Origin of the sequence: Mizugakiibacter sp., from assembly GCF_039680435.1 — a bacterium.
GTDB lineage: Bacteria > Pseudomonadota > Gammaproteobacteria > Xanthomonadales > Rhodanobacteraceae > Mizugakiibacter.
In genome coordinates this window covers 1-12,297 of sequence record NZ_JBDKSX010000094.1, presented here as the reverse complement: position 1 = coordinate 12,297, position 12,297 = coordinate 1, and the positions used below count along the sequence as shown (strand labels likewise).

The 12,297-nt window shown below is 73.4% G+C and carries 13 protein-coding genes; 4 read left to right on the top strand and 9 right to left on the bottom strand.

From position 1 onward, the window contains the following. From ABFC67_RS10340 to ABFC67_RS10320, 5 genes are all read right to left on the bottom strand, one after another. Complete coding sequence (locus ABFC67_RS10340; RefSeq protein ID WP_346737949.1) at positions 1 to 456, bottom strand: (2Fe-2S)-binding protein; 456 nt, start codon at positions 454 to 456, stop codon at positions 1 to 3. A gap of 522 nt (positions 457 to 978) precedes the next feature. After that, complete coding sequence (locus ABFC67_RS10335; RefSeq protein WP_346737948.1) at positions 979 to 1,548, bottom strand: nucleotidyltransferase family protein; 570 nt, start codon at positions 1,546 to 1,548, stop codon at positions 979 to 981. Beyond that, on the bottom strand, positions 1,541 to 2,488 hold the full coding sequence (locus tag ABFC67_RS10330) for an XdhC family protein (protein WP_346737947.1): 948 nt from the start codon (positions 2,486 to 2,488) through the stop codon (positions 1,541 to 1,543). Before ABFC67_RS10330 ends, ABFC67_RS10335 begins: the two co-directional genes overlap by 8 nt. A gap of 207 nt (positions 2,489 to 2,695) precedes the next feature. Continuing rightward, a complete protein-coding gene (locus ABFC67_RS10325; protein ID WP_346737946.1) occupies positions 2,696 to 4,204 on the bottom strand; it encodes a YifB family Mg chelatase-like AAA ATPase in 1,509 nt (502 codons plus the stop codon). Between the two features lie 75 nt (positions 4,205 to 4,279). Beyond that, on the bottom strand, positions 4,280 to 4,537 hold the full coding sequence (locus ABFC67_RS10320) for an accessory factor UbiK family protein (protein WP_346737945.1): 258 nt from the start codon (positions 4,535 to 4,537) through the stop codon (positions 4,280 to 4,282). A 149-nt stretch (positions 4,538 to 4,686) separates the two neighbouring features. Here ABFC67_RS10320 and glnK point away from each other — a divergent pair, with 149 nt between their 5' ends. Then, on the top strand, positions 4,687 to 5,025 hold the full coding sequence (gene glnK / locus ABFC67_RS10315; RefSeq protein ID WP_346737944.1) for a P-II family nitrogen regulator: 339 nt from the start codon (positions 4,687 to 4,689) through the stop codon (positions 5,023 to 5,025). A 285-nt stretch (positions 5,026 to 5,310) separates the two neighbouring features. Here the strand turns inward: glnK and gpmA are convergent, their stop codons facing one another. Further along, positions 5,311 to 6,057, bottom strand: coding sequence for a 2,3-diphosphoglycerate-dependent phosphoglycerate mutase (gene gpmA, locus ABFC67_RS10310; protein ID WP_346737943.1), 747 nt, complete (start codon positions 6,055 to 6,057; stop codon positions 5,311 to 5,313). A 150-nt stretch (positions 6,058 to 6,207) separates the two neighbouring features. Between gpmA and ABFC67_RS10305 the strand changes: the two genes are divergently transcribed. Then, complete coding sequence (locus ABFC67_RS10305; RefSeq protein WP_346737942.1) at positions 6,208 to 6,876, top strand: hypothetical protein; 669 nt, start codon at positions 6,208 to 6,210, stop codon at positions 6,874 to 6,876. Positions 6,877 to 6,999: 123 nt separating this feature from the next. Further along, a complete protein-coding gene (locus ABFC67_RS10300; protein WP_346737941.1) occupies positions 7,000 to 8,718 on the top strand; it encodes a M28 family peptidase in 1,719 nt (572 codons plus the stop codon). Between the two features lie 180 nt (positions 8,719 to 8,898). On the opposite strand, the gene hemF is transcribed toward ABFC67_RS10300, so the two are convergent. The 3 genes from hemF to ABFC67_RS10285 are packed head-to-tail and all read right to left on the bottom strand — an operon-like array spanning position 8,899 to position 10,983. After that, positions 8,899 to 9,801 carry an oxygen-dependent coproporphyrinogen oxidase gene (gene hemF, locus ABFC67_RS10295; protein ID WP_346737940.1) on the bottom strand — a complete coding sequence of 301 codons (903 nt, stop codon included), beginning with the start codon at positions 9,799 to 9,801 and terminating at the stop codon, positions 8,899 to 8,901. Positions 9,802 to 9,839: 38 nt separating this feature from the next. After that, positions 9,840 to 10,241: a hypothetical protein gene (locus ABFC67_RS10290; RefSeq protein ID WP_346737939.1), complete on the bottom strand. Its 402-nt coding sequence runs from the start codon at positions 10,239 to 10,241 to the stop codon at positions 9,840 to 9,842. A gap of 49 nt (positions 10,242 to 10,290) precedes the next feature. Then, entirely contained in the window at positions 10,291 to 10,983 is a 693-nt protein-coding gene (locus tag ABFC67_RS10285; protein WP_346737938.1) for a YdcF family protein, read from the bottom strand. A 162-nt stretch (positions 10,984 to 11,145) separates the two neighbouring features. Here ABFC67_RS10285 and ABFC67_RS10280 point away from each other — a divergent pair. Then, the coding region (locus ABFC67_RS10280) for a beta-ketoacyl-ACP synthase (protein ID WP_346737937.1) at positions 11,146 to 12,297 on the top strand (1,152 nt) is incomplete at its 3' end.

Here is a 12,297-nt window from a genome sequence, read left to right as displayed (position 1 = left end):
TCAGCCTCCCGCGAGATCGGCGGCGCGGTGGATCGCCGCGCGGATGCGCTGGTAGGTGCCGCAGCGGCAGATGTTGCCGCGCATCGCGGCGTCGATGTCGGCGTCGCTCGGATTCGGGTGCTGCTTCAGCAGCGCCGCCGCCGACATGATCTGCCCCGACTGGCAGTAGCCGCACTGCACCACGTCGAGTTCGGTCCAGGCGCGCTGCAGCGGATGCGTGCCGTCGGCCGACAGGCCTTCGATGGTGGTGACCGCGTGGCCGCCCGCGGCGGACACCGGCGTCACGCAGGAACGGATCGGCGCGCCGTCGAGGTGCACGGTGCAGGCGCCGCACTGCGCCATGCCGCAGCCGAACTTGGTGCCGGTGAGATGGAGCACGTCGCGCAGGACCCACAGCAGCGGCATGTCCGCCGGGACATCCACCGTGTGCGTCTGGCCGTTGACGGTGAGCTGCATGGCCGAGCCTCCATGTGGGGTCGACGAGCCTACGCCGACGGCACCGCCGTGCCAACGGCGCCGCGGCCGTCCCGCTGCATGCAGAAGCGAGCATGCTCGCGACCGCGGGTTGCGATGACGGCGGGGTGTGGCTGCGGGTCGCCTGCACGCTGGCTCCTGCAAGGGGCGGCGAGATTGCCGCGGTCGACGACCGGGATCGGACACGGGCAGGTGCCGAACCCCGGTACCGGAGGCGGGGGAGGGGGAGGGGTGTCTCCGGTACCGGGGAGGCAAGGGTCGGGCGCGCAGCGGGCACGCGCCCGGGCAAGCGCGGAAGGCGGGGCTTCCGGCCGCCGCGCCGGCCGTGGGGGCCGGTGCGGCGGCGATCCCGGGTCCGGTCCCGGCCGCGGAGGGGGAGATCGGCGACGGAGTGGACCCGGAATCGCGCTGCGTGACCGGCATTACTCAACCGGTCAGTTCGCTATTATCCGGATCCTGTCCGGCGGGTCAACAGCACTTACGGCACGGGCGGCACGCTGCGGATCAGGGCAGGCGATCCGGGGTGTCCAGGTCGTCGGCCAGCGCGGCGCGCGGCACGGCGCGCACCGCGGCGGCGCGCGACCGCAGCAGGTCGCGGGCGCCGCGGTCGGCGCCGGCATCGACGTGCGGAAACCAGGCCCGCGGCAGCACTGCCGGCACGCCCAGCACGCCGGCGTAGGCCGAGGCCGCGGCGCCTGCGGGATCGAGGCGCCAGGCCGCCAGCAGCGCCTCGAGGTGCGCGGCGTCCAGCGCCGGCTGGTCGCACAGCAGCACCAGCGCGCCGGCGCAGGCGGGCGCCAGCGCGTCCAGCCCGGCGCGCAGCGAGGCGCCCATGCCGTGCTCCCAGCCGGGCGCGCGCAGCGGGCGCACGGCGAGGCCCCGCACCGCGGCGGCCACGGCGGTCGCGTCCGCGCCGAGCACGACCACCGCGTCGGCGGGGACGGTCGCCAGCGCCAGCCGCGCGGCGCGGCGCACCAGCGGCTCGCCGTCGATCGCGACCAACTGCTTGGGCCGGCCCAGCCGGCGCGACGCGCCCGCCGCCAGCAGCACCACGCCGTGGCGCGGCTCAGGCATCGGTGCGGCCGTTGAGGTGGGCGGTGAGGCCGGCCGCGATCGCCAGCGCGATGGCCTCCGGCCCCTCGCCGCCGAGGTGCAGCCCGACCGGCGCGCGCAGGCGCGGGCGCAACGCGGCGGCGGCTCCGGCGTCGAGCGCGGCGAGCAGTGCGTCGCGCCGCGTCGTCGGACCGAGCAGGCCGACGTACGGAACCGCGGTGGCGGCCAGCGCGGCGAGGTGCGCGAGGTCGCCGTCGAAACGGTGCGTCATCACCACCGCGGCGCGGCAGCGCGCCGTGCCGGCGCCGGGCAGCGTGCCGGGGCGCGCGTCGTGCAGCGCGTCGGCGCCGGCGGCGTAGCCGGCCCAGCGCGCGCGATGCTCCTGCACCTCGACGATCCAGCCGAGCCGTTGCAGGAACTGCAGCAGCGCGGGCGTCTCCGGCCCGGCGCCCAGCGCCAGCAGGCGTGGCGGCGGAGCGATCGCGAAGTGCGCGTCCGCGCGCGTGCCGGCATCGCCGTCGACGGCGGCAGGCCAATGCCAGGTCGGGCCATGGTCCATTCGCGCCGTGCCGCCGCCGTCGGCGCGCAGCGCGATGCGCAGCGGCGTCGCGGATTCGCGCAGCGCGCGCAGCGCCGCGGCCAGCGGCGCCTGCGGCGGCAGCGGCAGCAGCAGCACGTCCATGCGTCCGCCGCAGCCGGAGCCGGTGCCGAACAGCAGGTCGTCGGCGCTGCCGGTGTCGACCGCGTGCCGCACCGCGCGGCCCGCGCCCAGCGCCGCACGCGCGGCGTGCGCCAGCTCCTCTTCCAGGCAGCCGCCGCTGAGCGCGCCGGCGGCCAGGCCGGCAGCATCGAACAGCGCCAGCGCGCCCGGCTTGCGGTAGGTCGGGCCGCTGCAGGCCGCGACGACCGCCAGCGCCGGCGTTTCGCCGCGCGCATGCGCCGCGAGCAGCGCGTCGAGCACCGCGCGCAAGCCGCCGTGGGCGGCTGCGGGGGCGGGCGGGGAATCGGAAGCGGGTCGCATCGCAAGAGTGTAGACGCAGTCCCGGCACGCAAGAGGTCACGTCTTCCCGGGGGAGACGCAGCGGCGGGGTGCGGGAGGGGCCGGCGATCGTGCGCGCGGCGGATCGCGGCCGAAGCCGCTCCCGCCGTGCCGCTGCCGACCACGAGTTCAGGCGCGGCCGAGCCGGCGGTACTGCAGCGCTTCGGCGAGATGGACGCGGCCGACGCAGGCGGCGCCGCCGTCGAGGTCGGCGATGCTGCGCGCCACGCGCAGCACGCGGTGGTAGGCACGCGCGGACAGGCCGAGTTTGTCCAGCGCGCGTTCCAGCAGGCCGCGCTCGGGCGCGCCCAGCGCGCAGTCGCGCTCCAGTTCGCGCGTGCCGAGCTGCGCGTTGGGGCGGCCGGCGCGGGCGATCTGGTGGCGACGCGCGGCGATCACGCGCGCGCGCACCGTGGTGCTGTCCTCATCCGCGGCATTGCGCACGGCGCCCAGCTCGGCCAGCGGCACGCGCGGCACCTCGACGGTCAGGTCGATGCGGTCCAGCAGCGGGCCGGAGATGCGTCCGCGGTAGCGCGCGATCTGCTCCGGCGTACAGCTGCAGCGGCCGCGCGGATCGCCGGCATAGCCGCACGGACAGGGATTCATCGCCGCGACCAGTTGGAAGCGCGCGGGGAACTCGGCCTGGCGCGCGGCGCGCGAGATCACGATGTGGCCGGATTCCAGCGGCTCGCGCAGCACTTCCAGCACGTGGCGGTCGAACTCGGGCAGTTCGTCGAGGAACAGCACGCCGTGGTGCGCCAGCGAGATCTCGCCGGGGCGCGGATGCGGGCCGCCGCCGACCAGCGCGACGGCGGAGGCCGTGTGGTGGGGTGCGCGAAACGGGCGCTCGCGCCAGCGTGACGGATCCACCGCGAGGCCGGCGACCGAGCGCACCGCGCAGGCTTCCAGCGCTTCCAGATCGCCGAGCGGCGGCAGGATGCCGGGCAGGCGCGCGGCGAGCATGGTCTTGCCGGTGCCGGGCGGGCCGAGCAGCAGCAGGTGGTGGCCGCCGGTGGCGGCGACCTCCAGCGCGCGCCGCGCCTGCGCCTGGCCGCGCACGTCGGCGAGATCGAACGCGGCCGAGAGCGGATCGGCGGCGACCGCGGCCGTGGGCAGCGGCAGCTCGCCGGCGCCGCGCAGGTGCGCGCAGACGTCGGCGAGATTGGCGGCCACGCGCACGTCGGCGTCCTCGACCAGCGCGGCCTCGGCGGCGTTGCCGGCCGGCACGATCATGCGCCGGCCTTCGCGGCTGGCGTGCAGCAGCGCGGGCAGCACGCCGGTGACCGGGCGCAGCTCGCCGGACAGCGCCAGCTCGCCGAGGAATTCGCACTCGGCCAGGGCTTCGCGCGGCACCTGCCCGCCGGCGGCGAGGATGCCGAGCGCGATGGCGAGGTCGAAGCGGCCGCCGTCCTTGGGCAGCTCGGCCGGCGCCAGGTTCACGGTGACGCGGCGGTTGGGGTATTCGAAATGGGTGTTCTGGATCGCCACGCGCACGCGATCGCGCGCCTCGCGCACCGCCGCTTCGGGCAGACCGACGATGGCGGTGCCGGGCAGGCCGCCGGCGAGGTGCACCTCCACCGTCACCAGCGGAGCGGCCACGCCTTCCTGCGCGCGCGACAGGGTGATTGCAAGGCTCATGGGCAAAAAAGGCCGTCCCCGGCCGTTCGGGGTGAGGGTGACGCGACCGGGGACGGCTCCCGGGAAGGGGAAACCTCAGTGGCCGCGCGCCGTGAGCGCTGTCTCCAGCTCGGTGATGCGCCGCTCGAGCTCTTCGATGCGGGCCGCCGTGCGCACGAGCACCGTGCGCTGCACGTCGAATTCCTCGCGCGAGGCGAGGTCGAGGCGGCGCAGTCCCTGCGCCAGCACGTCGCGGAAGTTGGCCTCCAGGTCCCCGCGCGCCTGCGCGAGCCCGGGCGGCACTAGCGCGGCGAGCCGCTGCGCGAGCTGGTCGATGCCGTGCACGTCGATCATTGCAGCACCCCGAAGTGGATGGAGGGAACGATACGGATTATGGCGGCGCGCGCCCATCGGCGGTTGCCGCCGGCGCCTGTAGGAATTGTCCTACAGCGGCGCGACGCCGGCGGCGATGGCAGAATGCCGCGGACAGGCGAGGAGCATGCATGAAACTGGTCACCGCGATCATCAAGCCGTTCAAGCTGGACGACGTGCGCGAGGCGCTCTCGGAAGTGGGCGTGCAGGGCATCACCGCGACCGAGGTAAAGGGCTTCGGCCGGCAGAAGGGCCACACCGAGCTGTACCGCGGCGCCGAGTACGTGGTCGACTTCCTGCCCAAGGTGAAGCTGGAAGTGGCGGTGACCGACGCGATGGTGGAGCGGGTGGTGGAGGCGATCACCGCTTCCGCGCGCACCGGCAAGATCGGCGACGGCAAGATCTTCGTCAGCCCGCTGGAACAGGTGATCCGCATTCGCACCGGCGAGCTGGACGCCGACGCGCTGTAGCGCTTCTCCGGTTCTGTCCGTGGCGCTGCCGTGGCGAAAGGCTTTTGGACGCGGATCTGCGCGGATGAACGCGGATCAGCAAAGGTTCTCCGAACAAGCCGCCATGCGCGCGAAAGCGGGCATCCAACTTGCCGCCTTCAAGGGATGCCCGCTTTCGCGGGCGTGATATCGGTCGGGTTGTTCCGACCTTCCTCTATCCGCCTTCATCCGGGCAGATCCGCGTCCAGGCAGCTCTTGGAGGACGGAACTGCCGCGCCGCCGTTACGCCTTATCCCGAGTCACGCGTCACGCCTTGGCCTTGCCCTGCTGCGCCACCGCGGCCATCTTCGCCGCGATCGCGGCCTGGTCGCCGAGGTAGTAGCTGCGGATCGGTTTCAGCGCGGCGTCGAACTCGTACACCAGCGGTACGCCGTTCGGCACGTTCAGGCCGACGATGGCGTCGTCGGAGATGCCGTCGAGGTACTTGATCAGCGCGCGCATCGAGTTGCCGTGCGCGGACACCACCACGCGCCGGCCGGCGCGGATCGCCGGCGCCAGCGTGTCGTGCCAGTACGGCAGCACGCGCGCGACGGTGTCCTTCAGGCATTCGGTCAGCGGCACCTCGCCCGGCGCCAGGTCGGCGTAGCGCGCGTCGCCGGCGAACGTGTCGGCTTCCGGCGCCAGCGCCGGCGGCGGCACGTCGTAGCTGCGCCGCCACACCAGCACCTGCCGGTCGCCGTACTGCGCGGCGGTCTCGGCCTTGTTCAGGCCGGTCAGCGCGCCGTAGTGGCGCTCGTTGAGGCGCCAGGTGGTGTACACCGGCAGCCACATCAGGTCCATCGTCTCCTGCACGTGCCACAGCGTGCGCACCGCGCGCTTCAGCAGCGAGGTGTGGGCGAGGTCGAACGTGAAGCCGGCCTCCTTCAGCAGCCTTCCGGCCTCCTGCGCCTCGGCGATGCCCTGCGCGGTGAGGTCGACGTCGGCCCAGCCGGTGAAGCGGTTTTCCTGGTTCCACAGCGACTGGCCGTGGCGGATCAGTACGAGTCGGTGCATGGCGTGCAGGTTCGGCGAGGGGGTGATGGCGCGAGCCGGCGATGGTGGAACCTGGCGGCGGGGCCGTCAATGCCGACCCATGACTTCAGTCAGGTAAACCCGCGCCGCGCGGGCCGCATCCTAGTCGGCGTCACCACGCGGGAGCTTCCCATGAAACGCACGCTTTCCCTGCTCGTCCTCGGCCTGGCGCTGGCCGGCGCGGCCCACGCCGGCGACCAGGACGTCGACAAGGTGCTGGGTTCGATCCATCTCGACGCCGGCCGCCAGGCGGGCAACCTCACCACCGTCAACGGTGGCATCCATCTCGACGCGGGCGCGGTCGCGGCCAAGGTCGAAACGGTCAACGGCAGCATCTCGCTGGCGGACAAGGCGCACGCCCGTTCGCTGGAAACCGTCAACGGCGGCATCGACCTCGACGCCGATGCGCGCGTCGAGGCCACGGTGGAAACGGTCAACGGCCACCTCGCGCTGGCGCGCGGCGCCGAGGTGCTGGGCCGGATGTCCAACGTCAACGGCGACATCCGCCTCGACGCGGCGCACGTCGGCGGCGGCATCGAGACGGTCAATGGCGACGTCACCCTCGGTGCGGGCGCGCGCGTCGAGGGCGGCCTGCTGGTGGAGAAGCCGAACGACCACAGCTGGATCCACATCGGCGAGGAACACAAGCCGCGCATCGTGATCGGCCCCGGCGCGGTGGTGCAGGGCACGCTGGAGTTCCGCCGGCCGGTCGTGCTGTACGTCAGCGACCGCGCGCAGATCGGCCCGGTGGTCGGCGCCACGCCGGTGAAGTTCAGCGGCGACGCGCCGCCAGCGGGCTGAGCGCGACGCCGGTCGCATCCGTGCGGGATGCGGCTGCCGGCGCATGACCTTTGGCATGGCCGATGACGGGAGGTGCGTCCTACACTCGGACGTTCCTCCCTCTTCCCCGTCCAGGAGTCTTCCATGCGCCGACTCGCGCTTGTCAGTCTGGTCGCGCTCGGGCTGGCGGCCTGCCAGCAGCAGGCCGCGCCGCCCGCGCAAACCAGCGCCCCCGCCCCCGCCGCCACCGCGGCCTCGGTGCCGCACGCGCCCGAGCAGCCGCATGCGTTCAGCGCGGACATCACCGCCGGCGATTTCGCCGCGCATCTGAAGCGGCTGTCCTCCGACGAGTTCGAGGGCCGCAAGCCGGGCACCATCGGCGAGCGCCTGACCAGCGACTACATCGTCGAACAGTTCAAGCGCATGGGGCTGGAGCCCGGCAACCACGGCGACTGGTTCCAGTCGGTGCCGGTGGTGTCCACCGAGCTGCAGAACACCGACGTCGCGCTCGATGTCGCCGCCGGCGGCGGCAGCGAGAAGTTCGCCTACAAGACCGACATGGTGGTCGGCACGCTGCAGGCCGATCCGGACGTCAAGCTGGACGGCTCCGACGTCGTGTTCGTCGGCTACGGCGTGGACGCGCCGGAATACCAGTGGAACGACTACGCCGGCCTCGACGTGAAGGGCAAGACCGTGGTCGTGCTGGTCAACGATCCGGGCTGGGACCGCAACGACGCCGCGCTGTTCAAGGGCCGCGCCATGACCTACTACGGCCGCTGGACCTACAAGTTCGAGGAGGCCGCGCGCAAGGGCGCCGCCGCCTGCTTCATCGTGCACGAGACCGAGCCGGCCGCGTATCCGTGGAGCGTGGTCGAGCATAGCTGGACCGGCCCGCAGCTCGACCTGCCGTCCAGCGAGGACCCGGCGCCGCGCCTGCCGGTCGCCGGCTGGCTGACCCACGAGGCCGCGCAGCGCCTGTTCGCCAAGGCCGGACTCGACTTCGACAAGCTGAAGGTCGCCGCCGACCAGCGCGGCTTCAAGCCGGTGGCGCTGAACGCCAAGGCCTCGATCGAACTGCGCAGCAAGATCGAGCACACGCGCTCGGTCAACGTGCTCGGCCTGCTGAAGGGTTCCGAACGCCCCGACGAGGCGGTGATCTACACCGCGCACTGGGATCACCTCGGCCAGGATCCCGGCCTGAAGGGCGACCAGATCTTCAACGGCGCCATCGACAACGGCACCGGCGTGTCCGCGCTGCTGGAGATCGCGGAAGCCTTCGCGCACCAGCAGCCGAAGCCGAAGCGCTCGGTGCTGTTCGCCGCAGTGACGTTGGAGGAGTCCGGCCTGCTCGGCTCCAAGTACTACGTCGCGCACCCGGTGTTCCCGCTGGACAAGACCGTCGCCGACATCAACATGGACGCGCTGCCGATCATCGGTCCGGAGAAGGACATGGAAGTGGTCGGCTACGGCCAGTCCGAACTGGAGGACTACCTGAAGGCCGCGCTGGCCGCCGAGGGCCGCACGATGACCCCGGAGTCGACCCCGGAGAAGGGCCACTATTTCCGCTCCGACCACTTCAATTTCGCCAAGGCCGGCGTGCCGGCGCTGGACGCCTCCGGCGGCAGCGACCTGGTCGACGGCGGCGAGGCGGCCGGTCGTGCGGCCAAGGCCGATTACGTCGAGCACCGCTATCACGCGCCCGCCGACGAGTTCAACCCGAACTGGGACTACCGCGGCGTGATCGAGGACGTGCAGACGCTGTACGCGGTCGGCGAGAAGCTGGCCGGCGAGAGCACGTTCCCGCAGTGGCGCCCCGACAGCGAGTTCCGCGCCGCGCGCGAGAAATCGATGCAGCAGAAGTGAGGCGCGCGGGGCGCCGCCCCGCCCGCTTGCCGCACCACGACGCGCCGGCCCCGTGCCGGCGCGTCCGTTTGCGGCAGGATGCAGGGTGGGCCTTGGCCCACCATCGCCCGCGTTCGCGTGACCCGCGCCGTGAGGACGTCGCTTGGTGGGCCAAAGCCCACCCTACGGCTCCGCGCGGGGCTACAGCCAGTCGCGCGGCTTGAGGTACTCGGCGAGCTTCGCTTCCGCGCTGCCCGCCTCCGGCTGCCACCCGTACTCGAAGCGCACGCGCGGCGGCAGGCTCATCAGGATCGACTCGGCGCGGCCGCCGGACTGCAGGCCGAACAGCGTGCCGCGGTCGTAGACCAGGTTGAACTCGACGTAGCGGCCGCGGCGGTAGAGCTGGAACTCGCGCTCGCGCTCGCTCCACGGCTCGTGCATGCGCCGCGCGACGATCGGCAGGTAGGCGTCGAGGAAGCCTTGCCCCACGGCGCGGGTGAAGGCGAGGCAGCGCTCGAAGCCGCCCTCGTTCAAGTCGTCGTAGAACAGGCCGCCGACGCCGCGCGTCTCGTCGCGGTGCTTGAGGTAGAAATACTCGTCGCACCAGCGCTTGTAGCGCGCGTAGACGTCGGCGCCGAACGGCGCGCACAGATCCCGCGCCACCGTGTGCCAGTGCAGCACGTCCTCGTCGTACGGATAGAACGGCGTCAGGTCGAAGCCGCCGCCGAACCACCACGCCGGTTCCGCGCCTTCCTTGCGCGCCTCGAAGTAGCGCACGTTGGCGTGCGTGGTCGGCACGTACGGATTGCGCGGGTGCAGCACCAGCGACACGCCGGTGGCGACGAAGCCGCCGCCGGCGAGATCCGGGCGGTGCGCGGTGGCGCTGGGCGGCAGGGTGTCGCCGTGCACGCGCGAGAAGTTGACGCCGGCCTGTTCGAACACGCCGCCGTCCTTCAGCACGCGGGTGCGGCCGCCGCCGCCGGCGGGGCGCTGCCAGGCGTCCTCGGTGAAGCGCGCGGCGCCGTCGATGGCCTCCAGCGCGGCGCAGATGCGGTCCTGCAGCTCGCGCAGGAAGGTTTCGGCTCGGGTGGCTTGATCGTGCATGGCGGGAGGCGCGCCGGCCGTGGCCGGCGCGCGCGGGCTCAGTGGGTCAGCAACTGCAGGCTGCGGTTGATGTCCTGGACCAGATACTCGATCCAGCCGAGGTAGTTCTTGTGGATGTAGGGCTTGCCGTCCTTCATCTCGTACTTCAGGTTCTCGCTGTCCACGTACTTCACCTGCACCGCGCTGGCGTCGTAGGTGATGGCGATGCGCGCGACGTGCTCGCGCAGGTGCAGCGAGGCGTCGGTCTCGCCCGCCTTCTCCGCCGTCACCGACCAGCCGCGCCCGATCAGGGCGGAGGAGATCGCCTTGGCGACCTGTGCATCGGTGAGGCCCGCCGGCACGTGGATCGGGTCGGGGTTGACCAGCGGCGCCTGGCGGAAGGCCATGGTGAGCGCCAGCAACGGAACCAGCAGCAACAGCAGGATGCGCGACTTCGGCATGATGGATTCCCTCGTTCCCTGAAAGCGGCGACGCCGCCGCCGCGCAAGCTTAGCGCAGGCGGCCGAGCATGCGCCGGTGCCCGATCAGGCGCGCCCAGCGCGCGCCGACGTCGATCCACATCAGGTAGCCGGATTCGATCAGCAGCCGGCGCAGGTAGCGCGGCGAGCGCGGCAGGCGCGGCTCGGCTGCGCAGGGCTCGACCTCGAAGCCGAGCCCGCGCGCCAGGTGCACGCAGCGCGCGAGGTGGTAGCGGCTGGTCACCAGCAGCACCGGCGGCAGCGGCTCGCCGAGCAGGTCGCGCGCGTGGCGCAGGTTTTCCAGCGAGTCGATCGAGTCCTGCTCCAGCAGCACCGGCAGGTTCGCCGACAGGCCGCGGGCCAGCAGGTACGCGTGGCCGGCGGCGGCTTCGCTGATGCCGTCGCCGCAGTCGCCGCCGAGCAGCAGCAGGCGTTCGAGCGCGCCGGCCTCGGCCAGCGCGCGGGCGCGTTCGAGGCGCGCGGCGTAGTCGGCTTCCACCGCGCCGTCGCGCAGCCGGCGGCCGAACACCAGGGCGACGCGCGGGCCGCGCGGCCGGGTCGGCGCGCGCAGCGCGAGCCGCAGCGTGTGCGCGAAATAGCCGATCCAGAGCAGGCCGCCGCTGAGCGCGACGGCGGTCGCCGTCACCGCCAGCGAATGCCAGACGTCGGGGTCGCCGAGGTAGCGGAACGGGCCGCGGCGGAGGAAGGCGGGAACGCGCAGCATGGCGATCGGACAGGGCAACCGCGGCAGTCTGGCGTGTCCGCCGCCGCCGCGCAACGCGGCGGCGGCGCGGCCGGCGCCGGGCGTGCCGGGCCTTTGCGCTGCCGCAACATGGCTTGACGTACCCCTTGCGTATACTGCGCGGCCCGCTAACGTGACAGCCGCATGACCGTCCGCACGCCGCCGCTTGCCGTGACCGCCTACACCGCCGTATCCGCGCTGGGCCGTGGCCGCGCGGCGCATGCGGCGGCGCTGCGCGCGGGCGCCTGCGGCCTCGTCCCCAACGCGGTTTCCAGCGCGCCGCTGGCCTGCTGGGTCGGCCAGGTCGGCGGGATCGAGGCGGCGCCGCTGCCGGACGCGCTCGCCGCGTGGGAAAGCCGCAACCACCGCATCGCCTGGCTGGCGCTGCAGCAGGACGGCCTGTTCGACGCCGCGCGCGCGGCGCGCGAACGCTACGGCCGCGACCGCGTCGCGCTGCTGCTGGGCACCTCGACCGCCAGCATCGGCGCCAGCGAGGAGGCCTATCGCCGCCTCACCCCGGACGGCCGCTTCCCGCCCGACCTGCGCCGTCCCGCCATCCACACCGCGCATTCGCTGGTGGGCTTCGTCGCCGCCGCGCTCGATCTCGCCGGGCCGTGCGTCACCGTGTCGACGGCGTGCTCCTCCAGCGCCAAGGTGTTCGCGCAGGCCGAGCGGCTGATCCGGCTGGGTCTCGCCGACGCCGCGCTGGTCGGCGGCGTCGATTCGCTGTGCGACAGCGTGCTGTTCGGCTTCAACGCGCTGGAGCTGGTCTCGCCCGAGCCGTGCCGGCCGTGCGACGTCGAGCGCCGCGGGCTGTCGATCGGCGAGGCCGGCGGCTTCGCCCTGCTCGAGCGCGTGGATGCCGCGCCGCGCGCGCCGCGCCTGGTCGGCTACGGCGAATCCAGCGACGCCCACCACATGTCCTCGCCGCACCCGCAGGGCCTCGGCGCGCGCCTCGCGCTGCGCGACGCGCTGGCGCGCGCGGGGCTGGCGCCGGACGCGGTCGACTACGTCAACCTGCACGGCACCGCCAGCCAGAAGAACGACGAGGTCGAGCTGGCGCTGGTCGCCGACACCTTCCCCGCCGCGACGCGCGCCAGCTCCACCAAGGGCGCCACCGGGCACACGCTGGGCGCGGCCGGCATCCTCGAGGCGACGGTCGCGCTGCTGGCGCTGGAACACGGCATCGTGCCCGGCACGGTCGGCTGCCGCACGCCCGATCCCGCGGCCGGCCCGCAGCTCGCGCTGGCGAGCGAGTCGCGCGAGGTGCGCGTCGCGCTCAGCAATTCGTTCGGC